The sequence below is a fragment of the Streptomyces sp. NPDC033229 genome, from assembly GCF_055576875.1.
Window position 1 is genome coordinate 271,388 of sequence record NZ_JBVIQR010000001.1, and the last position, 26,907, is coordinate 298,294.

A 26,907-nucleotide genomic window follows, 5' to 3' on the forward strand; every position below is an offset into this window, starting at 1 on the left:
GGCGCGGGGGATCATGAGTCCAACGCAATGTTTCGATCGAATCGATGACATTCGTTCATACCGGGCCGCCAAAGGAGTCCTGTTGAGTCTGCGGCAGATGGAGTACTTGGTCACGGTGGTGGGGGAGGAGTCCTTCACCCGGGCCGCCGAGGCGCTCAATGTCACCCAGTCCGCGCTCTCCCACCAGATCAAGGCACTGGAGCGGGAGGTCGGCGGCCCGCTGCTGGAGCGGCGCCCGCGCGGCATCGGGCTCACGCCCATGGGCCGCGCCTTCCTGCCGCACGCCGAACTGGCGGTGCGCAGCGCCGAACAGGCGCGCCGCGCGGCGAAGGCCGCGGCCGGGGCGGCGGGCGGCGAGCTGCACATCGCGACGCTGCACGCGCTCGCCGTCGGCGTGCTGCCGTCCGTCTTCGCCGACTGGCGGCGCGCGTACCCCCAGGTCCTGCTGAACCTCCATGAGTACGCCACCACGGAGGAACTGCGCGATCACATGGAGCGCGGCGTGGCCGACATCGCCATCGGCCCCCGGCCGGACGACTGGCACGGCCCCGTGGTCCCGCTCGGCCACGAGGAGATCATGCTGGTCACCTCCGCCGACGACCCGCTCGCAAGCCGCGCGGCACCCGTGCGGCTGACGGAACTGGCGGACCGCGTATGGGTCCGCTGCGCCCTCGAACCGGTGGTGCAGGGACAGCGCTGGCTGGACTGGGTCTGTGAGCGGAGCGGCTTCGCACCCCGTACGGGCGTGTGGACCGAGCACTCCTCCACGGCCGTCCGCATGGCGGTGGCCGGAGTGGGCCTCGTGGCCGCGCCCCCGCACCTCGCCCGGGACGTCACCGGCGCGGCGGTCGTCCGCGTCGACCCGCCCTGGCGCCGCGAACAGACCGCCTACTCCCGGGTGGAGCTCACGGGGATCGCCGCCACCTTCGTGCGCCTCAGCCAGGAGCTGGCCTTCCCGGACACCGCTCAGTCCCGCACCAGCAACGCCACCGGGTAGCGGTCCAGCAGCTCCGCCAGCGCCGCCCCGCCCTCGTACCCGCGACCGGTCAGCAGCTCGCGCCACCGGCCGCCGCCGGGCAGCCCCAGCGTCGTGTCCCGCCAGCCGCCGGCGTCCGCGAGCCGGCGGGACAGCCGGGTCACGGCGGTGACGACCTCACCCGAACGGGTGAATGCCACGCAGTGCCCGGCGGCCGGGCCGAGCGCGGTCAGCGGCTCGTACGAGGCCTCGGCGGCGAACCAGGCGGGGCGGTCGCGCCGCAGCAGCAGCGCGGTCCGGGTGAGCCACAGCTTCTCCGCCGAGAGCCCGCCGTCCACCGGGACCCGATCGGCGAGCGGCCCGTCGGGGAACGGCGGCACCCGGCGGTTGTCCGGGTCGACGAGCGCGGTGCGGTCGCCCTCGGTGCCCATGTAGAGATCCGGCACGCCCGGCATGGTGAGGTGCAGCAACGCGGCACCGAGGACGTTGGCCCGCACCGCCGGGCCCATCTCGCGGACCAGGGGCGCGAGCACCTCGCCGGGCGGCCCGCAGGGGCCGGTCGTGACGAACGCCTCCACCGCCCGTTCGTAGGCCGCGTCCGGCTCGGTCCACGTCGTGCGCAGCGCGGCCTCGCGCACGCTCTTGAGGACCGCGGGGACCAAGCGCTCTGCCTCGACGGCGCCCGAGCCGTCCGCTTCACTGAGCCCCAGCGCGCTCTGCCAGGCCACCCACGCCACATGCGGGTCGGGCGCCGCCGCACGAGCCGTCAGCCGGTCCATCAGATCGGCCCACCGCCGCGGGTACTGCGTCAGCGCCGCGATCCTCGCCCGCGCGTCCGCGCTGCGCTTCGTGTCGTGCGTGGACAGCACCGTCCCGGTGGCGGGCCAGTCGCGGCGCAGCCGGGCGCAGTAGGCGTGGAACTCGCCGGGCGAGACGGCGGGCCGCTGCGGGGAGCCGCCCACCTCGTTGGCGGACAGCAGGGGCACGTAGCGGTAGAAGGCCGTGTCCTCCACCGACTTGGCACGCAGCGCGGACGCGGTCTGCGCGAACCGGGCGCAGAAGTCCCGGTGGTCCGGCCCGTCCCCGAGCCGGCCGAGCGCCGCGTCCCGCACCAGCTCCACCGCCGCGGCCTCCTCGGGCACGGAGAAGGCCGTACGGGCGCCCTGGGCCGCCTCGTCCAGCAGCGCGGCGTCCACCGGGGCCACCGGCTCCCCGGGCACCGCGTACGGGCGGTAGACGGGCAGCCGGACGAGGATCTCGCGCAGGGCGGTGCGCAGGGCCCACGGGGCGTGGTCGCGCAGCAGGGGCGATGTGTCGCGGGCCCGGTCGAGGGTGCGGACCAGTCGCTCGACCTCCGCGGCCAGTTCATGGGTGACGACCTTGTAGGCCGCGCGCCGCACCGTCGCCGGCCAGTCGCCGCCCCGGTCGGGCGGCCCGCCGGTGAAGGCGCGGTATACGGCCGTCAGCTCGGTGGCGCCCTCCGGGTCGACGAAGAGGCCGTCGAGGTGGCGCAGGGCGTCGTAGCCGGTCGTCCCCGCCACGGGCCAGTCGGCGGGCAGCCGTTCGTCGCCGCTGAGGATCTTCTCGACGACCGTCCAGCAGCCGCCCGTCGCCTTCCCCAGCCGCCGGAGATAGCCGGCCGGGTCCGCGAGCCCGTCCGGGTGATCGATCCGCAGGCCCTCGATCACCCCCTCGCGCAGCAGCCGCAGCACCGTGGCGTGGGTGGCGGCGAAGACCTCGGGGTCCTCCACGCGGACCGCGATCAGCGTGGAAATCGTGAAGAAGCGCCGGTAGTTCACCTCCGTGCGGGCCAGCCGCCACCAGGCGGGCCGGTACCACTGGGCGTCCAGCAGCTCCGGCAGCGGCAGCCGCTCGGTGCCGGGCCGCAACGGGAAGGCGTGGTCGTGCCAGCGCAGCTCACCGTCCTCCACGCGCAGGTGGGCCAGCTCGTCACCGAGCCGGCCGCCCAGCACCGGCAGCAGCACCTTCCCGCCGTGCTCGGCCCAGTCGATGTCGAACCAGCGCGCGTACGGCGACGCTGGGCCGTCCCGCAGGACCTCCCACAGCGGCCGGTTCAGCCGCGCGGGCACCGGGACCGCCATGTGGTTCGGCACGATGTCGAGGATCAGCCCGAGCCCGTGCTCCCGGGCGGTACGCGCCAGCGCGCGCAGCCCCTCCTCACCGCCCAGCTCCGCCCGGACCGCCGCGTGGTCGACCACGTCGTAGCCGTGGTCGGAGCCCGGCACCGCCTCCAGCACCGGTGACAGGTGCAGATGCGAGACCCCGAGCGAGGCGAGGTAGGGCACGGCCCTTCGGGCCGCCGCGAAGGGGAAGTCCGGTTGGAGCTGGATCCGGTAGGTGGCGGTCGGGGGCGGCGCGGTGCTGTCGGGCGTCATGGGAACGTACGTACCCGCAACGGGCGCTGATGCCGCAAGGGACTAGGCCGCGTGCGGTGGTGGGCCGGGCCGTCGGGCGCAGGCCGGACTACGCCGGACGCTGCAGGATGGTCAGACTGCGGTCCGTGAGCGTCAGGTGGTCACCGGCCTGGACCTTGGGCCCGTTGGACTCGACGCCCAGGGAGCGGGCGGTGTCGACCACGACCTGCCACTGCGCGCCGTGGTCCACGGGCACGACGAAGTCCAGCGGCTCCCCGTGGGCGTTGAACATCAGCAGGAAGGAGTCGTCGACGACCGGCTCGCCGCGCGGCCCCGGCTCGGAGATCGCGCCCCCGTTGAGGAAGACGGTCAGCGACTTCGCATGGGCGGCCTGCCAGTCGCCGTCCCGCATCTCCTCACCCTCGTGGGTGAACCAGGCGATGTCCGACAGCTCGTCGTGCGTGCCCTGCACCGGGCGGCCGTGGAAGAAGCGGCGGCGCCGGAAGACCGGGTGGTCGCGGCGGAGCCAGATCATCGCGCGCGTGAAGGCCAGCATCCGCCGGGCCCGGGCGGAGGTCTCGTCCGCCGGGTGCGGCCAGCGCACCCACGACAGCTCGGAGTCCTGGCAGTAGGCGTTGTTGTTGCCCCGCTGGGTGCGCGCGAACTCGTCGCCGTGGCTCAGCATCGGCACCCCCTGCGACACCATCAGGGTGGCGATGAAATTGCGCATCTGGCGCTCGCGCAACGCCAGCACCTCCGGGTCGTCGCTCTCGCCCTCGGCCCCGCAGTTCCACGACCGGTTGTGGCTCTCGCCGTCCCGGTTGTCCTCGCCGTTGGCCTCGTTGTGCTTGTCGTTGTAGGAGACCAGGTCGTGCAGGGTGAAGCCGTCGTGACAGGTCACGAAGTTGACGGAGGCCAGCGGCCGCCTGCCGTCCCCCTGGTAGAGGTCGGAGGATCCGGTCAGCCGGGAGCCGAACTCCGCCAGCGTGGCCGGCTCACCGCGCCACAGGTCCCGCGAGGTATCGCGGAACTTGCCATTCCACTCGGCCCAGAGCGGGGGGAAATTGCCGACCTGGTAGCCGCCCTCCCCGACGTCCCACGGCTCGGCGATCAGCTTCACCCGGCTGACCACCGGATCCTGCTGCACCAGGTCGAAGAACGACGACAGCCGGTCCACTTCGTGGAACTGCCGGGCCAGCGTCGCCGCCAGATCGAACCGGAAGCCGTCCACCCGCATCTCGGTCACCCAGTAGCGCAGCGAGTCCATGATGAGCTGGAGCACGTGCGGGCTGCGCATCAGCAGCGAATTGCCGGTGCCCGTGGTGTCCATGTAGTAGCGCGGATCGTCCGTCAGCCGGTAGTACGAGGCGTTGTCCAGGCCGCGGAAGGAGAGGGTGGGGCCGAGGTGATTGCCCTCGGCGGTGTGGTTGTAGACCACGTCGAGGATGACCTCGATGCCCGCGGCGTGCAGGGCCCGCACCGCCGACTTGAACTCCAGCACCTGCTGGCCCCGGTCCCCCCACGAGGCGTACGCGTTGTGCGGGGCGAAGAAGCCGATGGTGTTGTAACCCCAGTAGTTGGCCAGCCCCGCGTCCACCAGCCGGTGGTCGTTCACGAACTGATGGACCGGCATCAGCTCGATCGCGGTCACCCCGAGCTCCGTCAGATGCTCGATCACCGCCGGATGCGCCAGCGCCGCGTAGGTCCCGCGCACCTCCTCCGGCAGCGCCGGGTGGCGCATCGTCAGGCCCTTCACATGGGCCTCGTAGATGACCGTACGGTGATAGTCGGTGCGCGGCGGCCGGTCGTCACCCCAGTCGAAGTACGGGTTGACGACCACCGAGGTCATCATGTGCGGCGCCGAGTCCATGTCGTTGCGCTTCTCGGGCCGCCCGAAGCGGTAGCCGTACACCGCCTCCCCCCAGTCGACGGCGCCGCTCACCGCGCGGGCGTACGGGTCCAGCAGGAGCTTGGCGGAATTGCAGCGGTGCCCGCGCTCGGGCTCGTACGGTCCGTGCGCGCGGAAGCCGTACCGCTGACCCGGCATGATGCCCGGCAGATAGGCGTGCCGGACGAACGCGTCACTCTCGCGCAACTCCACCGCCGTCTCCGAACCGTCGTCGTGCAGCAGGCACAACTCGATCCGCTCGGCGGCCTCCGAGAAGACCGCGAAGTTGGTGCCGGCGCCGTCGTACGTGGCACCGAGGGGGTACGCCTGTCCCGGCCACACCTGCATGAGTCGACTCTTCCACTTCTTCCGGGGGCCTTCCGGGGTACTTCCGGGGGTTCTTCGTAGGGTCTTCTGGGACGAGCCCCCGGGCGCCGGGAGGCGCCATGAGGACTCCTGTACGAGGCCGACCCGGAATCCTTTCCCAACCGACGCGACCGAGCGGGCCTTTCCGCAGATCTTCCCCAAAAGGAGACCGGCACCTCCTTCTTGCGCCCCGTTCGGCTCGTCCAACCGGGTGACGGCCGGGGCCCGCGCTATGAATCCGCTCACTTCGGCCACCACGGCCGGAAACAACCGCCTCATACGGTGGGACAGTTGACCGACGACTGGCTACGAGCGGGTGCACCGCCTCCCGCCCGCACAGTAGTCTGCCTTGATCGTTGGACGGGGGCGGAAGGCGGTGCACTGGTGAGCTCGGGCGGACTGGAGCTGCCCCCTGGCGACGGCGTTCCCGGGGGAGACGGTTCGACCGACGCGCCACCCGGCGCGGTCTCCCTGGCCCGCCCGATGGAGATCGGGGCGGAACTGGACTGGAACGCCGACGCCTGGAGCGAGGTACGCACCCGCGCACGGCGGGCGGGGCGGGCCTACATCTGGCTGAATCTGGTGGAGCAGCGGCTGCGTGCCGTCGTGGCCGCCGTACTGCGGCCTGTCTACGAACCCGTGCACGGCGAGGACGAGTGGGTCGTCGCCGCCGCCGGGCCCGCCGGACAGGAGTGGGTGCAGCGGGCCGCGGCGGTCCGGGAGGTGAGCCGCCGCAAGGGCTATCTGCTGGACCCGGCCGACGACAACGTCCTCAGCTTCCTCACCCTGCCGCAGCTGCGGGAGCTCCTCGTACAGCACTGGCCGTGCTTCGAGCCGTACCTCGACGACCGGCGCGACCTCGAACTCGCACTGGACGAGCTCGAGGTCGCGCGTAACGTCGTCTCCCGCAACCGGGCCCTGTCCGAGACGGTCCTCGCCCAGGCCGAGCGGGCCTCCGCGCGGCTGCTGAACATCCTCGGCAGCGGCGGCGCCCCGTCCGCCGACCGGCTGCCCATCGACGCCGTGGAAGACCTGGTGGGGGACCGCTACGCCGACGTCATCGGCGTCCACCCCGACCGGGTGCGGCTCCAGCGGCAACTGCCCGTGGAGGATCTCTTCGGCAGCGCCCGCCGCCTCGACGCGGTGGGCATAGGGCTGAACCTGCTCGTCCAGAACTACTCGGGGCGCCGCCTCATCCGGCTGGCCGAGGCCGGCTGCCGGGCCCGGCTGCTCTTCCTCAACCCGGCGAGCAGCGCGGTCCGCCGGCGCGAGCGCGAACTGGGCATCAAAAAGGGCGAGATGAGCCGGTCCGTAGAGATGAACATCATGCACATGCGGCGGGTGCGGGACCGGCTGCGCGACACCGCCGCCTTCGAGATCCGGGTCTTCGACGAGACGCCGCGCTTCACGGCCTATCTCGTCAACGGCGACGGCTCGGACGGCCTCGCGGTGGTGCAGTCCTATCTGCGCAAGGCGCGCGGGATGGAGGCGCCGGTGCTGGTGCTGCGCGGTGGCGGGCGGAACGTGGTGCGCGACGGGCGGGAGCAGGAGCACGGGCTCTTCGAGACGTACCGCGAGGAGTTCGAGGGCGTGTGGGCGGACTCGCGCCCGGTGTCGTGAGGGTGACCGGGCGGTGATGACCGGACTGTGATGACCGGACTGTGACGGTCACTTCGTGACCTTCCCGAGGCGGTCTCCCCGGGCCGGCGGGTCGATGTGGATCCGCCGGTGCCGGATCGCGCGCGGGCCCATTGTCAGTGGGCCGTGCGACGCTGGGGACCAGTCGGGGGAAGCACCACGAAGGGGGGCCGCGATGGGGTGGCACCGGGAGCTGTTGATCGGGTTCGACCTGGAGACCACGGGCACCGACCCGGGGGAGTCGCGGATCGTCACGGCGGCCGTCGTCGAGGCCAAGGGCGGCGAGCCGACGGGCCGCCGGGAGTGGCTGGCGGATCCGGGAGTTCCCATCCCGGCCGAGGCCGCGGCCATACACGGCATCACGAGCGAGCGCGCGGCGGCGCTGGGCAGGCCGGCCCGCGAGGTGGTCGACGAGATAGCGGACGCGCTGGTCGGCCACTGGTCGGTGGGCGTGCCCGTCGTCGCGTACAACGCCTGCTTCGACCTCAGCATGCTGGCGGCGGAGCTGCGGCGGCACGGCCTGCCCTCGCTCGGCGATCGGCTGGGCGACGACGGCGACGGGGGAGTGGGCCCGGTCGTCGACCCGCTCACCATCGACCGGGCCGTCGACCGCTACCGCAAGGGCAAGCGCAATCTCGAGGCGGTCTGCGGCGAGTACGGCGTGGTGCTGGACAGCGCGCACGAGGCCGGGGCGGACGCGCTCGCGGCGGTGCGGGTCGCCTGTGCGGTCGCCGAGCGGTATCCGCGGGTGGCGGAGGCCGACCTCTGGGCACTCCACCGCGAGCAGGCGGGGTGGTACGGCGAGTGGGCGGCGGGCTATCAGAAGTGGCTGCGCCGGCAGGGAGACCCGGAGGCGGTCGTCGACCCGCGCTGGCCACTGCGCTGACGGCCGGGGGCCCGCCTCCCCGCGCTTTCGGGGCTCCTCGGAGCGGCCCTGTAGGGGGCATCGGTGGATATGGCCCGAAGTCGGAGCCGGGTCACGTTTTCGCCTTCGATTACACGAGTTCAGGCGGGCATGACCATCTCGCGCCCTATCGGCCGGGTATCGGCGCGTTCCACCATTCGCGGCACGAGCCGACCGGTGGGGCCCGGCCTTTCCTCTTCCAGCCTTTTCTTTCCCGAGATCCCGAGGACGGCTCGGGAAAGGGCATCGGGGGATATGACCTGATGTCTCCGGCGGTTCACGCATTCGCGCGCGATGGCGAGAAGTCGGGCACATCGGAATATCCGGTGGCGTGCCGTCCGGGGAGGTGAAGGGGCCTTCCGCGAAATCCGGAAGGTCCGCTCACGTCGATGTCCCCGCGGGGCGGGGACTCGGAGGATGAGGCGGCAGGACCGTCCGGCCCCGTACCGTCCCAAGGCGCCGGCGTGGGTACGCCGGGGTCCCGCCGGACCCGGGCGGGCCGGAGCCGGTCGGGTCCCGGTCAGAAGGGGTACCACCGCACCGCCGGGTCGCCGTCCCGCAAGGACGCGACCCGCCGGCCGAACTCGGCGCGAGCCGCCGGGTTCCCGGGCGCGTGCTGAGCCACCCACGCGCAGCTCGCGGTCTCCCGCGCCCCGCGCAGCACCGCGCAGCCCGCCCACTCCCGAACGTCCCAGCCGTAGGTCCGGACGAAGGTGTCGTAGGCGTCGGGGTCCATCCCGTACCGGTCCCGGCTGAGCGCCATCACCACCAGGTCGTGCTCCCGCAGATCCCCGGCGAACGTCTCCAGGTCCACCAGGACCGGCCCGTCAGGTCCGATGTGGACGTTGCGCGGCGAGGCGTCGCCGTGGATCGGACCCGGAGGCAGCTGAGGTGTCAGCGCGGCGGCCGCCGCCGCGAAACCGTCCCGGCGCTCCCGCAGATAGGCGGCGTCGGCCGGGTCGATCGCGTCCCCGGCCAGCCGGAGCCACCGCTCGACGCCGCCGAGCAGCTCGCGGCGCGGCAGCGCGAAGCCGGGTTCCGGCAGGGCGTGGATCAGCCGCAGCAGTTCGGCGAGGTCGGCGGGGCCGGCCGGGCGCGGCGCGTCGGGGAGCCGGTGCCAGAGCGTCACCGGGTGCCCGTCGGCCGACAGCACCTCGGGTGCGGCCGCCCGGACCGCCGGGATGCCGCACTCCGCGAGCCAGGCGGCGACGCGCAGTTCATGACGGGCCCGGTCCACCAGCGAGGCGTCGCGCCCCACCTTGGCGACGAGGTCACCGGCGGCGAACACCGCGTTCTCCCCGAGCGCGAGGAGCTTCGCGTCGGCCGCCGGAACGGTTGCCGGGAGGAGCTCGCGCGCCCGTTGTTCCGTGAAGGGAACGTTCGCCGGATTCGTCGAGGCCACTGGATTCACCACTCGTACCTTCCGTACCTGCCGTGTCGGCGCCGCCCGGCCGATCGCCACAAGTCTCCCCTCCGACCGGGCGCGTGTCGGCACCGGGTGGGCGCGGGCCACACAGCACAGGCGACAATTAATCACTTGTACGATACGTTTCGTCTCGTCTAATCTCCGGGCATGACCATTCCCCGCCCCGCCCATATCGCCATGTTCAGCATCGCGGCCCACGGGCATGTGAACCCCAGCCTGGACGTCATCCGGGAACTCGTCGCCCGTGGCCACCGCGTCACCTACGCCATCCCCGAGTCCTTCGCGGAGCGCGTCGCCGCCACCGGCGCCGAGCCGCGGATCTACACCTCGACCCTCCCGGCCGACGGTGACCCCGACGCCTGGGGCACCGAGGTGATGGACCACATGGAGCCCTTCCTCGCCGACGCCATCCAGGTGTTGCCGCAGCTCATCGCCGCGTACGAGGGTGACGAGCCGGATCTGGTCCTGTACGACATCACCGCCTACCCCGCGCGGGTCCTCGGGCACCGCTGGCAGGTGCCGGTGGTCCAGCTCTCGCCGAACCTCGTCGCCTGGGAGGGCTACGAGCACGAGGTCGCGGCGGCCGTCATGGACCCGGTCAAGAGGACCCCGCGCGGCATCGCCTTCTATGAGCGTTTCGCCGCCTGGATCGCCGAGAACGGCATGGACATCGACCCCGACACCTTCATGGGCCGCCCGGACCGCTGTCTCGCCCTCATCCCGCGCGCCATGCAGCCCCAGGCCGACCGGGTCGACGAGTCCGTCTACACCTTCACCGGCCCCTGCCAGGGTGACCGGGCCGACCAGGGCGACTGGGAGCGCCCCGCCGACGCGGAGAAGGTCCTGCTCGTCTCGCTCGGCTCCACCTTCACCAAGCAGCCCGGCTTCTACCGCGCGTGCATCGAGGCCTTCGGTGACCTGCCGGGCTGGCACGTGCTGCTCCAGATCGGCAAGCAGGTCGACGTCGCCGAACTGGGCGCGATCCCCGCCAACTTCGAGATCCGCTCGTGGATTCCGCAATTGGCGGTGCTCAAGCAGGCCGACGCCTTCATCACGCACGCCGGCATGGGCGGCTCGCAGGAGGGCCTGGCCTGCGGGGTGCCGATGGTCGCCGTGCCGCAGGCGGTCGACCAGTTCGGCAACGCGGCGCTGATCGAAGAGCTGGGCGTCGGCAAGCACGTACCGATGGAGCGGGCCGACGCTGCGACGCTGCGCGCGGCGGTCCTGGAGCTGGTGAACGACCCTGCGGTGGCGGCCCGTTCGGCGGAGCTGCGGGCGGAGCTGGCGGCGGAGGGCGGGACGCCCTACGCGGCCGATCTCATCGAGGCGGAACTGCGCAAGTGAGCATCGCGACGCTCCGAAGTCCCCTCTTGTGGGCGCCAGTTGACATGTGTCCCAAACGTAAAACCTGACAGTGGTTGTCAATCGACTGTCCAATTTGGCGCTGTTCAGCGGGGTTTGAAATTACGCAGGAGCGTTGCGTATGTCACACCTTCGTGGGGATCTTGAATTGAGCACGGTAAATCCGACAGGGTTTCGAGTCACCCGGAGCAATCCCTTCCACGCTCCGGGTGACGTTTGATGAACGCTCAATTTCCCCCCCACATCCTCACGAGGAGGAACCCTCGTATGGCAACCCATAAGCGCGTCGGCAAGCGGCGGCTCGTACTGGCGATATCCGCCATGACCGCCGTCACCGCCGGAGCCACCCTGCTGGCTCTTCCCGCCGGCGCCGCTCCCGCCGAAGGAACCGTCTACGGCGCGAATGCCAAGGGCGCGATCGACGGCAGCTACATCGTCATGCTGAAGGACGGAAAGAGCGCCGAATCCGTCGGCGCCAAGGCCGTCACGGCAGAAGGCAAGGACCTTGCCAAGCGGTACGGCGGCAAGCTGAACCGCACGTACGACTCGGCGCTGCGCGGCTTCTCCGCCAGCGGCCTGGACGAGAAGGAGGCGAAGCGGCTCGCCGCCGACCCGTCCGTCGCCAAGGTCGTGCAGAACCACCGCTTCACCGCCACCGGCACCCAGGAGGCCCCACCCTCCTGGGGCCTGGATCGCATCGACCAGGCGGACACCAAGGGTGACGGCAAGTACGCCTACCCCGACGGGGCGGGTGAGGGCGTCACCGCGTACGTCATCGACACCGGCGTGCGCATCAGCCACAAGGACTTCGGCGGCCGCGCCTCGTCCGGCTTCGACGCCATCGACAACGACGACAACGCGGACGACGGCAACGGCCACGGCACGCACGTCGCGGGCACCATCGCCGGTACCGCGCACGGCGTCGCCAAGAAGGCCAAGATCGTGGCCGTCCGGGTGCTCGACGCGAACGGCTCCGGCAGCACCGAGCAGGTCGTCGCGGGCATCGACTGGGTCATCAAGAACCACAAGGGCCCGTCGGTCGCCAACATGAGCCTCGGCGGGGGCGCCGACGAGGCCCTCGACGCGGCCGTCAAGCGGGCCGTCGCCGCCGGCGTCACGTTCGCCGTCGCCGCCGGCAACGAGTCCGCCGACGCGGGCCAGGGCTCCCCGTCCCGGGTCCCGGAGGCGATCACCGTCGCCTCCACCACCAAGGACGACCAGCAGTCCGACTTCTCCAACTACGGGAGCGTGGTCGACCTCTACGCCCCCGGCTCGGACATCACGTCCGCGTGGAACGACAGCGACTCGGGCACCAAGACCATCTCGGGTACGTCCATGGCCACCCCGCATGTCGCGGGTGCGGCGGCGGTCTACCTCGGCGGTCACAAGGACGCGACGCCGGAGCAGGTCGTCGGTGCGCTGACCAAGGGCGCCACCGCGGACAAGGTCTCCAACCCGAGTGCGGGCACGCCGAACAAGCTGCTCAAGGTCGTGGAGTAGGCACCGCACGGCCGACACGGTGACGGGCATCGTCATCGACTGTCGGTGAGTTGAATCCTGGTCGGCCGTCGCGCCCCTCCCCCACGGGGGCGCGACGGCCGACCACTCGGCGTTAGGCTCCGGCCATGGCTTCTGAGACTTCCCCCGCAACCACCGCCCCTTCCGTCCCGGATGGCGAGAACGTCAAGGTCGACTTCTACTTCGATCCCCTCTGCCCCTTCGCCTGGATCACCTCGCGCTGGATCCTCGAAGTCGAGCGACTGCGTGACATCGAGCTCCGCTTCCGCGTCATGAGCCTGTCCGTACTCAACGAGGGCCGCGAAGACCTCCCCGAGCGCTACCGCGAACTGCTCGACACCGGCTGGGGACCCGTCCGCGTCTGCACGGCGGCCGCCCAGCAGCACGGCGAGCCCGTGCTCCGCGGCCTCTACACCGCGCTCGGCACCCGCATTCACAACCTGGGCAACGCCATCGACGACGACCTGATCAAGGAGGCGCTCGCCGAGGTGGGCCTGCCCGCCGAGCTGGCCGGGGCCGCCCACACCACCGACCACGACGACGCGCTGCGCAAGAGCCACCACGAGGGGATGGACCCCGTCGGCGAGGAGGTCGGAACCCCGACCCTGCACATCGACGGCGTCGCCTTCTTCGGCCCGGTCCTCACCTCGATACCCCGGGGCGAGACGGCAGCCCGCATCTTCGACGGCGCCCGCGCGCTGGCCTCGTACCCCGACTTCTTCGAACTGAAGCGCACGCGCACGGGCGGCCTCGACTTCAGCTGACCCGGTACGGCCCCCTGTGCCTGTCCGACGGACTAACGCCCGAGGGCGTCGAGGTGCCGATGGAGCACCTGATGTCCTTCGGGGGTGGGGTGCAGGCCGTCGACGAGGAGTTCGGTCCTCTCCCGCAGTGGCTCCCACATGTCGAGGTAGTCGACGTGGTTCTCGTCGCACCAGGTCCGTATGGACTCACGCAGGGCCAGCGCTCGCTCCTGGGTGAATCGCAGGCCCTCGTAGTCGCGGGTGCGTTCTTCATCGACCCAGGTCGGTCCCACGACGACGAGTCGCGCATTGTGACTCAGGGCGGTGGCGGCCAACGAGCCCAGACTGTCCGCGATGTGTGCCAGTCCGTCGCGACGAGTCTGCGACATGGCGAGCGGCACGGCGGAGTCGTTGATGCCGGCGGCGACAAGGAGGGTGTCGGGCAGGCGAGGAGCCAGCACCGTGGGTGTCTGCTCGCTGACACCGGCCAAGGTGCTGCCGGGGATGGCCAGATTGAAGACCCGGTGCTCGGCCTCGTTCCCGGCGATGTGCGTTGCCGCCAGGCGAGCCGCCCATCCTCCCTGCGGATCACAGCGTCCGTAGGCGATGCTGTCGCCCACGATCACGATGCGCGCGGCCGAGCGCAGCGGCTTCGCATCCAGGTAGGCCCAGGCGCTTTCCCCGGAAGTGAGGAGCACCCGTCGGCGGGCGTAGTCGTCGACTTCGTAGGCATCGGCTGCGGCGAGGTCCTGATCGGTGAGGTGCAGGACGGCACCCTCGACCACGGCGCCGTACTTGCGCTCCAGGGTCAGGTGCACGTCGAGGCCGCTGGCGGCGATCACGGACTCGTTGGTGATCGGCAGGGGCCTGGCCGCGTAGCCGGTCAGCGACGCCGGTGAACTGGGCACCGCTCGGCCGAAGAGGGTGGTCTGGACCCGCTCGTCCAACAGCGTGCCGAAGGAGAACAGGGTGTGGGGGCGCGACTCGGTCACTGTGAGCTACGTGCCTTTCATCAGGAATGATCAAGTCACCCTAACGAACCGAATCGAGCCACCGAACGGGCACTCCCGCGCTGTCCTACGGTGGCGATGCCACGGCGCGGGGCAGCGCCCATCCAGTCGGCCAGTCGCTTTCGGGCACCGTGCGGGAGCGCGCCCGGGCGGCTCCCGCACGGCCGTACCGTCACGCCGTCACAGGTTGTAGCGCTCGATCTTCAGGACCCAGTTCTGCAGTCCGGCGGTGCCGATGTTGTCGCTGGGGCTCACCCGCACCTGAGCGGTGACGTCCTTCTGGTTGAACTGTGGCTCGAACCTGATGATCCGCAGCGCGGTGTGCGAGGACCATTCCGCCGATGAAGCCGCCGACGAGAAACGGTGGTTGTCACTGACCGGGTTCGGGCTCTCGCCGCCGAACAGGACGTCGAGCCAGAGGACGCTGTTGTGGTCCGAGGAGCTCACCAGCGTTTCCGCGCTGAAGGTCGCCACGAAGACCGCCCCGTAGGACGGTGACATCGATCCGCCGATCTTGAGGCCGATCTTCGCCCCCGGCACGTCCTGCCAGCCGGGGCTCTTGGTCTCCCAACGGTCCGAGTCCCAGGCCCAGTACGTGCGGTCCGTCGAGCGCTGAACCCAATCCGATGCAGCGGTCACACTGTTCCCCTTTCCGATGTGCGGTAACGGGTCGTGTACTGCGAGCCATCGAAGCAGGTGAGGGAGGAGGACCGGGGAGGAATCCGCGCATTAAGCGATGAAACGTCAGTATTCCGCCGACAGTTGGATGAATGCTGCCGTCAAACGGGTGTGCTGGTTCGGGTTGCGCGGGCGGGCGAGAGCGAGGGGGAGCGGGGCTGGTGCCTTGAGGGAAGAGGTGGCTGGACCGACCAGGGCTGCAGTCGGCGGCCTTCCTCTATCGCTGGCTGTTGCGGAAACCGATGATCACAGCGCCCCACCAGCACACCTGGGACATCAGGGCGGTGCCGGCGCCCCAGACCACGAAGCGGCGCGGCGGCTGCTCGGTGGGCCGCCGGTCGGCCATGCGCCGGTTCAGCAGGCCGGCCTGCAGTCCGTTGAGGGACAGCAGCAGCACCATCACCAACTTGATCCGCGTGGGCGTCGAGGAGGTGTCCGGGTGCAGCAGCATGCCGCTGCCGACCAGGCCCGTCAGACCGGCCCAGATCGGCGTGTGCAACCGGGCCGCACCGTCGAGGGCGTCCGTCAGCGCCATCCGGCCGGTCAGCCACAACAGGCCGTAGTAGTCGGCGACGAGCACGGCCCCGAAGCCCAGTACCAGCGTCGCCAGGTGCGCGAAGAGCGCCGCGGTGTGCAGCGAGGCATCCGCCCGCAGATGCCCCGAGACCCAGACCGCCGCACCCCACGCAGCACAGACGGCCAGCGCGGCCCCCGCGACCGTCCACCACGAGTCGTACAGCCCTACCGGCCGGGCGCACCGGGCGCTCCTCGCCCAGCCCGGCGCCCGCCGCGCGCGGGGGAGGAGGGGCACCGACGGGTCGGGGGGCAGGGCGGTGGACACACTTCTCCGATCAGGTAAGGCGAGGCTTGCCTCACCATGGGTGAGTGGTCACTATGACCGGCGGAGCCGTTGATCACCACTCGCGAGGGCGGTTGTGACCACCTCGTTGTCGAGCCGAGACCGACAGGGGGGGTGCCGGCTGCCCGTTCAGCCTCGGTCCGGAGGGGGCAGCCCCTAGGCGAGAGCCGTCAGGCAGAACTGCACCAGGCCGGCGTCGACATCGAGGACGATCTTCTCCATCTCCGGCCACGGCGGTGAGAAGGCCATTCCCCACTCGACCGTGAAGGCGAGGATCTTCTCCTCCTCCTGGCCCGAGAGGATGTGGCGCGCGTAGGTGTAGTCGTCGCTGGTTCCGCAGGTCGGGTACAGGTCGAAGGACGGCTCGGGGGTGTACTCCTTGCCGCGTACGCCCTTGAGGGCCTCGCAGAACCGCTCGGCGAGCACGGCGGAGTCGTCGGCGTCGTTCTCCTCGATGAACTCGGCGTAGAGCAGGCCGTCCTTCAGTCCGCGCTTGCCGTCGAAGAGGGGGTTGTGGAAGTTCTTGGCCGGGTCGACGGACTGGTTCTGGTCGTCGCCCCACACGTAGAGCATCTTCTGGCTGTAGCTGTGGACGTCGACGAACCAACGGGTGCGGATGAAGTGGTCGGTCAGCCAGCGCACGTTGCGGGTCTCCGCCTCGGAGAAGGGCTCGGGGCCCTGGTAGACCTGGTCGGGGTCGGCCGGGTCGTCCGAGACCCGGACCGGGGCGAGGGGGTGGAAGGCGGTCCGGTAGTCGAAGAGGTGGTCGTAGTTGCGGTTGAGGTCGACGCCGATCGCGTCCGGATCGCCGCCGGACTGGGCCGGATTGCGGTTCCGCCGCCAGTTTGAATCGACGGTCTGGCTGTAGTGCCGGCCGTCCGGGTTGACGAGCGGGAAGACTACGACATCGAGCTCCTCCATGAGTGTGCGCACCTGGGCGGAGGTGAAGCTCGTACCGCCGTAGGCAAGGCCCGTACCGTCGGTGTGTGCGTGCAACAGGTCGGCGGCGAGGTTGACCAGGATTTCGCAGCTTCCCCACTCGCGGGCGTGTGCGCCGCCGATCAGGACGACGGCGGGCTTCGGCTCCAGGCGATGCGTGCCGATCCGCAGGGCGTGGCAGGTCCGGCCCTCGACGGTCGGCTCGGGCAGCTCGATGAGGTCCGCCGTCGGGAACGCGGCGGCCAGGCTGGCCACGCCGGATTCGACTTCGGTGATGTTCAGGTACGACATGGCGCCCCTCCTAGCTGTCCCGCACCTTGACGGCGAGTCCCTGCGGAACCGCGTCCTCGGGTGCGAACCGGTCTCCTTCGCCCACCTCGGCCTGGCGGGCCCGTCCGGTGGCGGTGGCGTCCTCGACGGTCTCGACCGACACGCCCTCGCGAGCCAGGGCTTCGCCCTGCTCGGGGGAGACGTAGGCGTCCAGGGTGAGACTGCCGTCCTCGTTCTGGCGGACCCGGCCGCCGACGTCGGGACGGGAGTCGCGCAGCAGGGCGCGCAGGGTGTCGGCATCCTTGGCCGTGACGCGGACACGCAGGATGGTGTACTCGCTGGACATGACGGGCCCCTCTCGGGCGCCGTCGGGCTCGGATCGGCCCTTGTCGGCCCGGCCGGGGACGGCGCGCTCGCGACGAGTGGACGAGTGAACGAGTGCGCGCGTGTGGGCGTGTGCTCGCGGGGGGCACTACGTGGCGCCCAGGCTCACATCCGATATGCACCTTGCATTCTCAGCGTGCGCTTCCGCCGTGGAACGAGCAAACGGGGCCTCAGGCACTCCCTCTAGGCCGGCAGCCCGACCGCCGGAGTGACCGCAACGGCCCGCGCCACCTCCTCGTACCGCCGCAGCAGCAGCGAGACGACCTCCGGCGCCGGGCCCAGGACGTCCGCGAGGACGTCCGCGCCCGCCGCCCGGGCGCCGACGGCGATGCGGTCCGGCAGGCGGCCCGGGGCGAGGACGTACGGGGCGACCGCGATGTGGCGGACGCCCTCCGCGCGCAGGGAACGGACGGCGTCCTCCGTGCGCGGCAGGGAAGCGGAGGCGAACGCGGGTCGCACGGCGCACCAACCGGTGTGCCGCCACTCCCGCGCGATTTCAGCGATCACCGCGCTCGCCTCCGGGTCGGTGGAGCCCGCCGAGGCCAGGACCACCCCGGTCCGGCGCCGGTCGCCGGGCCGCAGCCCGGCCTCGTACAGCCGCCGCTCCAAGGCGGCCGTCAGCAGGGGGGAAGGGCCGAGGACGGCGGCCTGCCGCACCCGCAGCCACGGCAGCCGGGCCGCCGCCTCGCGCAGCACGGCCGGGATGTCGGCCTTGGCGTGGAAGGCACGGGTCAGCAGCAGGGGGAGGGCGACGACGTCCCGTACGCCCTCCGCCGACAGCCGTTCCAGCACCCGGGGCACGCTCGGCGCGCAGAAGTCGAGGAAGCCCACCTCGACGCGGAGCCCCGGGCGCAGCGCCGCCAGACGGTCCCGGAGCGCCGTCACCGTCGCCGCGTGGCGGGGGTCGCGGCTGCCGTGGGCGACGATCAACACCACCATCCGCTCACCCCTGGCGTGTCGCCAGGCCGCGGGTGCGCAGCACACGGCGCTCCAACGGGCTGAAGACGATCAGGTCGATGGCGATGCCGACGAAGAGGATGAGGAGGATGCCGAGCAGCACCCCCGGCATGTCGGAGTCGGTCCGGGCGTTCTCCAGGAACTGGCCGAGCCCCAGGCCCAGGTCGGGTGAGGAGGCGATGAGTTCGGCGGCCATCAGCGAGCGCCAGGAGAAGGCCCAGCCCTGCTTGAGTCCGGCGAGGTAGCCGGGCAGGGCGGCCGGCAGCAGGATGTGCCAGGCGCCGCGCGCCCCGGTGGCGCCGATGGTGCGTCCGGCCCGCAGATACAGCGGCGGCACCTGGTCGATGCCGGAGACCAGACCGTTGGCGATGGACGGCACCGCGCCCAGCAGGATCACCGCGTACATCGCCGAGTCCGTGATACCGAGCCAGATGACGGCGGCGGGTACCCAGGCGACGGACGGCAGCGACTGGAGGCCGGAGAGGATCGGGCCGAGGGCGGCCCGTACGAACCGCACCCGGGCGACCAGCAGCCCGAGCGGGGTGCCGAGGGCCAGGGCGGCGGCGAAGCCCAGCAGGCCGCGCGAGACGCTGGTCCAGACGATGTCGAGCAGGGTGCCCTGCACCCACAGCTCGGTGAGGCTGTGCCAGACGGCGGAGGGGTCGGGCAGCTTGTAGTCGTCGGTGACCTCCGCCAGGACCAGGAGCTTCCAGACGACGAGCACCAGGACGACGGCGCTCACGGGCGGCAGGACCTTGTGCAGCAGGACCTCGGTGAAGGGCGTCCGCTTGACCTGCACCGCGTCCAGCGCGTCGAGCCCGGCCTCCAGTCCCGCGAGGTCGTGGCCGTCGGGCTTCGCCTTCCCGGCGGTGTCAGTGCTGGCCATGGCGGCGGATCTCCCCACGCAGTTCTTCGGTGATCTCGACGGACAGGTCCGCGACGGCCGCGTCCTCGATGCGCCGCGGCTGCGGTATGCCGACCTCCCACTCCCGGGCCACCCGCCCGGGCCGCGAGGACAGCAGCACCACGCGCTGGGCGAGCCGGACCGCCTCGCGGACGTTGTGCGTCACGAACAGCACCGACAGCGAGGTCTCGGACCAGATCCGGGTCAGCTCGTGGTGCAGCACGTCCCGGGTGATGGCGTCGAGCGCGGCGAAGGGCTCGTCCATCAGCAGCAGTTGGCTGTCCTGCGCCAGCGCGCGGGCGAGGGCGACGCGCTGCCGCATCCCGCCGGACAGCTCGTGCACCCGCTTGCGGTACGAGCCGCCGAGCCGCACCAGGTCCAGCAGCCGCTCGGCCTCCGGCCGCCGCTCGGCCCTCGGCACCCCGCGCAGCCGCAGGGCGAGCTCGATGTTCCGGCCCGCGGTCAGCCAGGGGAAGAGGGCGTGCTCCTGGAACATCAGCGCCGGCCTGCCGCCCGGCACCTCGATCGTGCCGGCCGTCGGCCGGTCCAGCCCGGCGACCAGGTTGAGCAGCGTGGACTTCCCACAGCCCGAGGCGCCCAGCAGACAGACGAACTCACCGGGCCGGACATCGAGGGTGATGTCGTCCAGGACGGGCTGAGCCGTCCCGGGGCGGCCGAAGCTCTTGTGGACGTGGTGGAGCCGGACGGCTGCCGGGGCGTCCTGCGGGACGACGACGGCCGTGCCGGACTTCGCGGTGGACAGTGCCGGGGCCATCCGGTCACCTCCTGGGGTCTGGGCGCCGACGGGTCGGCGGTCGCTGCATGACGGGCTTGGCGGGCTCGATGGGCTTGACGGGCCTGGCGGGCTCGACGGGAAGACGTGCCGCGCCGGGGGCTAGCGCTTGCCGAGGTTCGCGGCGTCCACCGCCGGCTTGCCCTGGGCCTTCAGGACCTTGTTCAGCGAGGTCAGGTCGTAGATCCCGGACAGGTCCGGCTTCTCCAGCAGACCCGCCTTGACGGCGTGGTCCGCCTCGGCCTGGAGGGTCGATGCCAGCGGGTCGTCGGTGACCGCGATGCTCCGCCACGCCGGGTCGAGCACCTTGGCGGGCAGTTCCTTGCCGGTGAGGCCCTTGAGGGCCGCGTTGGCGGAGGTCTTCGCCTTGTCCGGGTTCGCCGTGATCCACGCGTTGGTCTTCACCGAGCCGCGCAGCACGGCCTCGACCACATCAGGGTGGGCGTCGAGGAACTTCTGCGACACGATCACATTGGTGATCACGAACTTCTTGTCCGGCCACAACGTGCTCTCGTCCAGCACGACCTTTCCGCCCTCGGCGACCAGCTTCGAGGCGGTCGGCTCCGGCACCCAGGCGCCGTCGACGGAACCGGACTTGTAGGCGTCGGGAGTCACCTTGTTGTCCGTGCGGACGACGGACACATCACCCTTGCCGCTCTGCGGATCGACCTTCCAGCCCTTCTCGGCGATCCAGTTGAGGAACGCCACGTCCTGGGTGTTGCCCTTCTGCGGCGTCGCGATCTTCTTGCCCTTGACGTCGTCGAGCGAGGAGATCCGGTCCGGGTTCACGACGAGCTTCACACCACCCGAGGCGGAACCCGAGATGATGCGCAGGTTCTTGCCCTTGGACTTCACATAGCCGTTGATGGCGGGTGACGGGCCGATCCAGCCGATGTCGATCGAGCCCGCGTTGAGGGCCTCGATCTCGGTCGGCCCCGCGTTGAAGGTCGTGGTGCGGAGCTTGGTGCCGCCCAGCTCCTTCTGGAGGATCCCCTCGTGTTCACCGACCAGCGGGGTGGCGTGGGTGATGTTGGGGAAGTAGCCGATCCGTACCGTGTCGACGGACAGTTTCGCGCCCACGGCGGCGGTGTTGCTCCGGTCGTCCTTCTTCGCCGAGCCGTAGCCGCAGGCGCCCAGGACGCCGATCAGCAGGGGGAGGGCGACGGTGGCCGCGAGGGCGCGGCGGGCGGGGCGGGCGGCAGACACGAGGGGGGTTCCTCTCGGTGGTCCGGGTGTGCGGCTAAGGCACGCCCGGCGTCGGCTGGGGTCTTCGGGGGTGGGGGAGGCACGGCTGCGGTACGGGCGTCAGCGCACACATCGCCCGACCCCGCCCTGTCCGCTGCCGAGGGCGCCGCTGCCGATCCGGCCGCCCTCCTTGTCGAAGGTCGAGAAGAAGTCCCTGCCCGTCGAGATCGTGCCCGTCGGGATCGTGCCCGTCGGGATCGTGCCCTTCGAGGCGGTCAGGCCCGTCGAGGTCATCAGAAGTCCCATCCCTCGTCGTCGGCCACCGCCGGGGCGGCCTCACCCGGCGCCTTCGCCGCGAACGCCGCGCCCGCCATGCCCGCCGTCAGCGTCGTGCCGTCGGCGGGGTCGACGAGCAGGAAGGAACCCGTGCGGCGGGAGTCGGCGTAGGCATCGAGCGCCAGCGGCTCGGCGGTGCGCAGCACCACGCGGCCGATGTCGTTGGCGGCCAGCTCGCCGGGCGCGGGATGCTGGGAGAGGTCGCCCAGCGTCAGCCGCGACGGGATGTCCTTGACGATCGCCTTGACCGTGCGGGTGGTGTGCTTGAGCAGCACCCGGTCCCCGACGCGCAGCGGCCGGTCGGCCACATGGCAGACGGTCGCCTCGACATCCCGGGTGAGGGCGGGCACGCCGGTGCTGGGGGCGATGAGATCGCCGCGGGAGACGTCCAGATCGTCGGCGAGGCGCAGGGTCACCGACTGCGGGGCCCACGCCACGTCGACCTGCGAGCCCAGCGCGTCGATGCCGGCGATGGTGCTGCGCCGCCCCGACGGCAGCACGGTGACGTCCTCGCCGACGCGCAGCACCCCGGAGGCGAGCTGCCCCGCGTAGCCGCGGTAGTCGCGGTGTTCGGGGGTCTGCGGGCGGATGACGTACTGGACGGGGAAGCGGGCCGGGTCGCCGGTGGGGTCGGCGACGACGGGGACGCTCTCCAGGTGCTCCAGGACGGTCGGGCCGCCGTACCAGTCCATGTGCGCCGACGGCGTCACCACGTTGTCACCGGCCAGCGCGGAGATCGGCACGGCGGTGACGTCCGGCACGCCGAGCGAGGCGGCGTACGCGGTGAACTCCTCGGCGATGGCCGCGAAGACGGGCTCCGCGTAGTCCACGAGGTCCATCTTGTTGACCGCCAGCACGACGTGCGGGACGCGCAGCAGGGCGGCGACCGCGGCGTGCCTGCGGGTCTGCTCGACGACGCCGTTGCGGGCGTCGACGAGCACCACGGCGAGCTCGGCGGTGGAGGCGCCGGTGACCATGTTGCGGGTGTACTGCACATGCCCGGGGGTGTCGGCGAGGACGAACCGGCGGCGCGGGGTGGCGAAATAGCGGTACGCGACGTCGATGGTGATGCCCTGCTCGCGCTCGGCGCGCAGCCCGTCGGTCAGCAGCGCCAGGTCGGGCGCCTGCTGTCCACGGCCCAGCGAGGCCCGCTCGACGGCCTCCAACTGGTCGGCGAGCACCGACTTGGAGTCGTGCAGCAGCCTTCCCACCAGCGTGGACTTGCCGTCGTCCACCGAGCCGGCGGTGGCGAAACGCAGCAGCGAGGTCGCCGCCGGGTCGATCGATGTGCTCATGGCTAGAAGTACCCCTCGCGCTTGCGGTCCTCCATCGCGGCCTCCGACAGCTTGTCGTCGGCTCTCGTCGCGCCCCGCTCGGTGAGCCGGGACGCGACGATCTCGGCGATGACGTCCGTGATGGTCACCGCCGAGGAATCGACGGCACCGGTGCAGGACATGTCACCGACCGTGCGGTAACGCACCAGCCGTCTGACGATCCGCTCACCGTCCTTGGGGCCGCCCCAGTCGCCCGGCGCCAGCCACATGCCGTCCCGGGCGAACACCTCGCGCTCGTGGGCGTAGTAGATGGCCGGGAGCTCGATCTTCTCCCGGGCGATGTACTGCCACACGTCCAGCTCGGTCCAGTTCGACAGCGGGAAGACCCGCACGTGCTCACCGGGGGAGTGCCGGCCGTTGTACAGCTGCCACAGCTCCGGACGCTGCCGGCGCGGGTCCCAGCCGCCGAACTCGTCGCGCAGCGAGAACACCCGCTCCTTCGCGCGTGCCTTCTCCTCGTCGCGACGGCCGCCGCCGAAGACCGCGTCGAAGCGGTGCGCGCCTATCGCCTCCAGCAGGGGCACGGTCTGCAGGGGGTTACGGGTGCCGTCGGGGCGCTCGCGCAGCCGCCCGTCGTCGATGAAGTCCTGCACGGACGCCACGTGCAGCCGCAGGCCGTGCTCGGCGACCGTGCGGTCGCGATAGGCGAGGACCTCGGGGAAGTTGTGACCGGTGTCCACGTGCAGCAGCGAGAACGGCACCGCCGCCGGGGCGAACGCCTTCAGCGCCAGATGCAGCATGACGATCGAGTCCTTGCCACCGGAGAAGAGGATCACCGGCCGCTCGAACTCCCCCGCCACCTCACGGAAGATGTGCACCGCCTCCGACTCCAGCGCGTCCAGATGCGTCAGGGCGTAGGGGGTCTCGTCCACGCTCACAGCAGTCCCCTCTCCGTCAGCAGCGCGTGCAGTTCGGCCGCCGACTCCCGGACGCCCGACCGGTGCGCCTCGATCCGCAGGTCCGGTTCCAGGGGCGCCTCGTACGGGTCGTCCACCCCCGTCAGCCCGGAAATCTCGCCCGCCGCCTGCTTGGCGTACAGGCCCTTCACGTCCCGCACCGAGCACACCTCCACCGGTGTCGCCACGTGCACCTCCACATAGCCGGTGCCGTGCTCCTGGTGGCGCTTGCGGACGGCCTCGCGGGAGTCCGCGTAGGGCGCGATGACGGGCACGAGGACGATCACGCCGTGCGCGGCCAGCAACTGGGCGACGAACCCGATGCGCTGCACGTTGGTGTCGCGGTCCGCACGGGAGAACCCGAGCCCGGCGGAGAGGAATTCGCGGATCTCGTCGCCGTCCAGCACCTCCACCCGGTGGCCCTCGGCACGCAACCGCCCCGCCAGTGCGCGGGCGATGGTCGTCTTGCCCGCGCTGGGCAGCCCGGTGAGCCAAACGGTGGCCCCACTCATCTCTTGCACTCCGTCCCGTGTCATCCGTGAAGCCCGCATTCCGTCTTTCCGCTCCCCGACCACCGGCCGGCGCGGGAGTCCTCGCCCGCCACGACTTGGCGTGTGCATGGCGCACAGCCGATGGAGGCGTAGCCCTCCGTCAGCAGCGGGTTGGTGAGCACGCCGTGCTCCTCGACGTACGCGTCCACGTCCGCCTGCGTCCAGCGGGCGATCGGCGAGACCTTCACCTTCCGCCGCCGGGCGTCCCAGCCGACGACGGGTGTGTGCGCGCGGGTCGGCGACTCGTCGCGGCGCAGTCCGGTCGCCCAGGCGTCGTACGCGCCGAGGCCCTCCTCCAGGGGCCGGACCTTGCGCAGCGCGCAGCACAGGTCCGGGTCGCGGTCGTGCAGCCGCGGCCCGTGCTCGGCGTCCTGTTCGGCCACGGACCGGCGCGGGGTGAGGGTGATGACGTTGACGTCCATCACCGCGGCGACCGCGTCGCGGGTGCCGATGGTCTCCGGGAAGTGATAGCCGGTGTCCAGGAAGACGACGTCCACGCCGGGCCGGGCGCGGGACGCGAGATGGGCGACGACCGCGTCCTCCATGGAGGAGGTGACGCAGAACCGTGGCCCGAACGTCTCGGCCGCCCAGCGCAGTATGTCGAGCGCCGGGGCGTCCTCCAGCTCCCGCCCGGCGCGCTCGGCCAGCGCCTCCAGCGATGCGTGATGTTCGGTCAAGTTGCTTTGGCTCATGGAGTTTCGAGGCCCCCTTCGCGTGTGTCGTGTCGCAGGCCCTTGGCCAGCAACCCGAGGAACGAGAGCCGGAACGCGCGGTTGCAGGCGCCGCATTCCCAGCTTCCGTGCCCCTCCTCGGAGGGGCGCAGGTCCTCGTCCCCGCAGTACGGGCAGTAGAAGGGGGCCGCCCGCCCGCTCATGACAGGTCCTCCTGCGTGGCGCGGGCCGCCCAGGTCGCGAACCGCTCACCGTCCTCGCGCTGCTCGGAGAACCGGGTGAGGACGCGCTCGACATAGTCCGGGAGCTCGGCCGAAGTGACCTTCAGTCCGCGGACCTTGCGGCCGAAACCGGCCTCCAGTCCCAGCGCGCCGCCCAGGTGCACCTGAAAGCCCTCGACCTGGTTGCCGGCGTCGTCGACGACGAGCTGGCCCTTGAGACCGATGTCCGCGACCTGGATGCGGGCGCACGCGTTCGGGCAGCCGTTGATGTTGATGGTGACCGGCTGGTCGAAGTCCGGCATCCGGCGCTCCAGTTCGTCGATCAGGCTCTGGCCGCGGGCCTTGGTCTCGACGATGGCGAGCTTGCAGAACTCGATGCCCGTGCAGGCCATCGTGCCGCGCCGGAAGGGCGACGGGCTGACCCGCAGATCCAGCGCCTCCAGCCCGGCGACCAGGGACTCCACCTGCTCCTCGGGCACGTCGAGCACGAGCATCTTCTGCTCGGCGGTGGTGCGCAGCCGGCCCGAGCCGTGGGCCTCCGCCAGCGCGGCGACCTTCACCAGGAGGGCGCCGTCGACCCGGCCGACGCGCGGTGCGAAGCCGACGTAGAACGCGCCGTCCTTCTGGCGGTGGACGCCGACGTGGTCGCGCCACTGCTCGACGGGCGCGGCGGGCGCGGGGCCGTCGAGGAGCGGGCGCCGCAGATACTCCTCCTCCAGGATCCGGCGGAACTTCTCCGGCCCCCAGTCGGCGAGGAGGAACTTCAGCCGGGCGCGGTTGCGCAACCGTCGGTACCCGTAGTCGCGGAAGATGCCGATCACGCCGCCGAACACGTCGGGAACCTCGTCCAACGGCACCCAGGCGCCGAGCCGGACCCCGATCCTCGGGTTGGTGGACAGCCCGCCGCCGACCCACAGATCGAAGCCGGGGCCGTGTTCGGGGTGGTCGACGCCGACGAACGCGATGTCGTTGATCTCGTGCACCACGTCGAGCAACGGCGAACCGGAGACCGCCGACTTGAACTTGCGCGGCAGATTGGAGAAGTCCTTGTTGCCGATGAACCGGCGGTGGATCTCGTCGATGGCGGGCGTGCCGTCGATGATCTCGTCCTCGGCGATGCCGGCGACGGGCGAGCCGAGGATCACGCGGGGCGTGTCACCACAGGCCTCGGTCGTCGACAGGCCCACGGCCTCCAGCCGCCGCCATATCTCGGGGACGTCCTCGATCCGGATCCAGTGGTACTGCACGTTCTGCCGGTCGGTCAGGTCCGCGGTTCCCCGGGCGAACTCCTGGGAGATCTCGCCGATGACGCGCAGCTGCCCGGTGGTCAGCCGGCCGCCGTCGACGCGGACCCGCAGCATGAAGTAGCGGTCGTCCAGCTCCTCCGGCGCCAGGATCGCGGTCTTGCCGCCGTCGATCCCGGGCTTGCGCTGGGTGTACAGACCCCACCAACGCATCCGGCCGCGCAGGTCGTTGGGGTCGATCGAGTCGAAACCGGCCTTCGAATAGATCGTCTCAATGCGTGTCCGCACATTGAGACCGTCGTCGTCCTTCTTGAACTGCTCGTTGCCGTTGAGCGGCGTGTGATGGCCGACGGCCCACTGGCCCTCGCCGCGGTGGCGGCCGGCCTTGCGGCGGGTCGTGGCGTCGGCGGCGCTTTCCGAAGTGGCAGCCATGGCGATATGTCCTTCTGGGGGCGGCTCTGAGGAGGGCTGTTCACGCC

At 71.3% G+C, this 26,907-nt stretch carries 25 protein-coding genes; 6 read left to right on the forward strand and 19 right to left on the reverse strand.

Features of this window, described 5'->3' with window-relative positions:
- Nucleotides 1-82 precede the first annotated feature (82 nt).
- Complete coding sequence (locus ACZ53N_RS01135) at nucleotides 83-997, forward strand: LysR family transcriptional regulator (protein ID WP_469138885.1); 915 nt, start codon at nucleotides 83-85, stop codon at nucleotides 995-997.
- Here ACZ53N_RS01135 and treY read toward each other — a convergent pair.
- Both treY and glgX read right to left on the reverse strand, forming a co-directional pair.
- Complete coding sequence (treY, locus tag ACZ53N_RS01140; protein WP_469138886.1) at nucleotides 967-3,372, reverse strand: malto-oligosyltrehalose synthase; 2,406 nt, start codon at nucleotides 3,370-3,372, stop codon at nucleotides 967-969. The genes ACZ53N_RS01135 and treY overlap by 31 nt on opposite strands.
- 88 nt (nucleotides 3,373-3,460) lie before the next feature.
- Complete coding sequence (gene glgX / locus ACZ53N_RS01145; RefSeq protein WP_469138887.1) at nucleotides 3,461-5,587, reverse strand: glycogen debranching protein GlgX; 2,127 nt, start codon at nucleotides 5,585-5,587, stop codon at nucleotides 3,461-3,463.
- A gap of 402 nt (nucleotides 5,588-5,989) precedes the next feature.
- On the opposite strand from glgX, the gene ACZ53N_RS01150 reads away from it, so the two are divergent.
- On the forward strand, nucleotides 5,990-7,225 hold the full coding sequence (locus ACZ53N_RS01150) for an SAV2148 family HEPN domain-containing protein (RefSeq protein ID WP_130881676.1): 1,236 nt from the start codon (nucleotides 5,990-5,992) through the stop codon (nucleotides 7,223-7,225).
- Between the two features lie 193 nt (nucleotides 7,226-7,418).
- Entirely contained in the window at nucleotides 7,419-8,129 is a 711-nt protein-coding gene (locus ACZ53N_RS01155) for an exonuclease domain-containing protein (protein WP_469138888.1), read from the forward strand.
- 538 nt (nucleotides 8,130-8,667) lie between these two features.
- Here ACZ53N_RS01155 and ACZ53N_RS01160 read toward each other — a convergent pair.
- Nucleotides 8,668-9,549: a phosphotransferase enzyme family protein gene (locus tag ACZ53N_RS01160; protein WP_469139030.1), complete on the reverse strand. Its 882-nt coding sequence runs from the start codon at nucleotides 9,547-9,549 to the stop codon at nucleotides 8,668-8,670.
- A 171-nt stretch (nucleotides 9,550-9,720) separates the two neighbouring features.
- Here ACZ53N_RS01160 and mgt point away from each other — a divergent pair, with 171 nt between their 5' ends.
- The 3 genes from mgt to ACZ53N_RS01175 all read left to right on the forward strand — a co-directional run bounded on the left by mgt (nucleotide 9,721) and on the right by ACZ53N_RS01175 (nucleotide 13,217).
- Nucleotides 9,721-10,917 carry a macrolide-inactivating glycosyltransferase gene (gene mgt / locus ACZ53N_RS01165; protein WP_469138889.1) on the forward strand — a complete coding sequence of 399 codons (1,197 nt, stop codon included), beginning with the start codon at nucleotides 9,721-9,723 and terminating at the stop codon, nucleotides 10,915-10,917.
- A 285-nt stretch (nucleotides 10,918-11,202) separates the two neighbouring features.
- Nucleotides 11,203-12,435 (forward strand): S8 family peptidase, encoded by a 1,233-nt coding sequence (locus ACZ53N_RS01170; RefSeq protein ID WP_469138890.1) that lies wholly within the window; start codon nucleotides 11,203-11,205, stop codon nucleotides 12,433-12,435.
- Between the two features lie 125 nt (nucleotides 12,436-12,560).
- On the forward strand, nucleotides 12,561-13,217 hold the full coding sequence (locus ACZ53N_RS01175) for a mycothiol-dependent nitroreductase Rv2466c family protein (RefSeq protein ID WP_469138891.1): 657 nt from the start codon (nucleotides 12,561-12,563) through the stop codon (nucleotides 13,215-13,217).
- Between the two features lie 32 nt (nucleotides 13,218-13,249).
- Here the strand turns inward: ACZ53N_RS01175 and ACZ53N_RS01180 are convergent, their stop codons facing one another.
- The 16 genes from ACZ53N_RS01180 to ACZ53N_RS01255 all read right to left on the reverse strand — a co-directional run bounded on the left by ACZ53N_RS01180 (nucleotide 13,250) and on the right by ACZ53N_RS01255 (nucleotide 26,860).
- The gene (locus ACZ53N_RS01180; RefSeq protein WP_469138892.1) at nucleotides 13,250-14,188 is read right to left on the reverse strand and encodes a GDSL-type esterase/lipase family protein; all 939 of its coding nucleotides are present in this window, start codon (nucleotides 14,186-14,188) and stop codon (nucleotides 13,250-13,252) included.
- A 198-nt stretch (nucleotides 14,189-14,386) separates the two neighbouring features.
- Nucleotides 14,387-14,845, reverse strand: coding sequence for a hypothetical protein (locus tag ACZ53N_RS01185; RefSeq protein ID WP_469138893.1), 459 nt, complete (start codon nucleotides 14,843-14,845; stop codon nucleotides 14,387-14,389).
- 256 nt (nucleotides 14,846-15,101) lie between these two features.
- Nucleotides 15,102-15,725 carry a hypothetical protein gene (locus ACZ53N_RS01190; RefSeq protein WP_469138894.1) on the reverse strand — a complete coding sequence of 208 codons (624 nt, stop codon included), beginning with the start codon at nucleotides 15,723-15,725 and terminating at the stop codon, nucleotides 15,102-15,104.
- A gap of 174 nt (nucleotides 15,726-15,899) precedes the next feature.
- Entirely contained in the window at nucleotides 15,900-16,973 is a 1,074-nt protein-coding gene (locus tag ACZ53N_RS01195; protein WP_469138895.1) for a M14 family metallopeptidase, read from the reverse strand.
- 10 nt (nucleotides 16,974-16,983) lie between these two features.
- Nucleotides 16,984-17,298 carry a hypothetical protein gene (locus ACZ53N_RS01200; protein ID WP_469138896.1) on the reverse strand — a complete coding sequence of 105 codons (315 nt, stop codon included), beginning with the start codon at nucleotides 17,296-17,298 and terminating at the stop codon, nucleotides 16,984-16,986.
- 221 nt (nucleotides 17,299-17,519) lie between these two features.
- Nucleotides 17,520-18,275 carry a sirohydrochlorin chelatase gene (locus tag ACZ53N_RS01205; RefSeq protein WP_469138897.1) on the reverse strand — a complete coding sequence of 252 codons (756 nt, stop codon included), beginning with the start codon at nucleotides 18,273-18,275 and terminating at the stop codon, nucleotides 17,520-17,522.
- Nucleotides 18,276-18,279: 4 nt separating this feature from the next.
- Nucleotides 18,280-19,179: an ABC transporter permease gene (locus ACZ53N_RS01210; RefSeq protein WP_469138898.1), complete on the reverse strand. Its 900-nt coding sequence runs from the start codon at nucleotides 19,177-19,179 to the stop codon at nucleotides 18,280-18,282.
- Complete coding sequence (locus tag ACZ53N_RS01215) at nucleotides 19,166-19,972, reverse strand: ABC transporter ATP-binding protein (protein ID WP_469138899.1); 807 nt, start codon at nucleotides 19,970-19,972, stop codon at nucleotides 19,166-19,168. Before ACZ53N_RS01215 ends, ACZ53N_RS01210 begins: the two co-directional genes overlap by 14 nt.
- 120 nt (nucleotides 19,973-20,092) lie before the next feature.
- Nucleotides 20,093-21,196, reverse strand: coding sequence for an aliphatic sulfonate ABC transporter substrate-binding protein (locus ACZ53N_RS01220; protein ID WP_469138900.1), 1,104 nt, complete (start codon nucleotides 21,194-21,196; stop codon nucleotides 20,093-20,095).
- A 99-nt stretch (nucleotides 21,197-21,295) separates the two neighbouring features.
- Nucleotides 21,296-21,469, reverse strand: coding sequence for a hypothetical protein (locus ACZ53N_RS01225; protein ID WP_469139036.1), 174 nt, complete (start codon nucleotides 21,467-21,469; stop codon nucleotides 21,296-21,298).
- The gene (locus tag ACZ53N_RS01230) at nucleotides 21,469-22,806 is read right to left on the reverse strand and encodes a sulfate adenylyltransferase subunit 1 (protein WP_469138901.1); all 1,338 of its coding nucleotides are present in this window, start codon (nucleotides 22,804-22,806) and stop codon (nucleotides 21,469-21,471) included. The genes ACZ53N_RS01225 and ACZ53N_RS01230 overlap by 1 nt, the downstream gene beginning before the upstream one ends.
- A gap of 2 nt (nucleotides 22,807-22,808) precedes the next feature.
- Nucleotides 22,809-23,723: a sulfate adenylyltransferase subunit CysD gene (cysD, locus tag ACZ53N_RS01235; RefSeq protein WP_469138902.1), complete on the reverse strand. Its 915-nt coding sequence runs from the start codon at nucleotides 23,721-23,723 to the stop codon at nucleotides 22,809-22,811.
- Nucleotides 23,720-24,292, reverse strand: coding sequence for an adenylyl-sulfate kinase (gene cysC, locus ACZ53N_RS01240; protein ID WP_469138903.1), 573 nt, complete (start codon nucleotides 24,290-24,292; stop codon nucleotides 23,720-23,722). The genes cysD and cysC overlap by 4 nt, the downstream gene beginning before the upstream one ends.
- Nucleotides 24,274-24,969: a phosphoadenylyl-sulfate reductase gene (locus ACZ53N_RS01245; RefSeq protein ID WP_469138904.1), complete on the reverse strand. Its 696-nt coding sequence runs from the start codon at nucleotides 24,967-24,969 to the stop codon at nucleotides 24,274-24,276. The genes cysC and ACZ53N_RS01245 overlap by 19 nt, the downstream gene beginning before the upstream one ends.
- An 11-nt stretch (nucleotides 24,970-24,980) precedes the next feature.
- Complete coding sequence (locus ACZ53N_RS01250) at nucleotides 24,981-25,166, reverse strand: hypothetical protein (protein ID WP_469138905.1); 186 nt, start codon at nucleotides 25,164-25,166, stop codon at nucleotides 24,981-24,983.
- Nucleotides 25,163-26,860, reverse strand: coding sequence for a nitrite/sulfite reductase (locus tag ACZ53N_RS01255; RefSeq protein ID WP_469138906.1), 1,698 nt, complete (start codon nucleotides 26,858-26,860; stop codon nucleotides 25,163-25,165). The genes ACZ53N_RS01250 and ACZ53N_RS01255 overlap by 4 nt, the downstream gene beginning before the upstream one ends.
- Nucleotides 26,861-26,907: the final 47 nt, after the last annotated feature.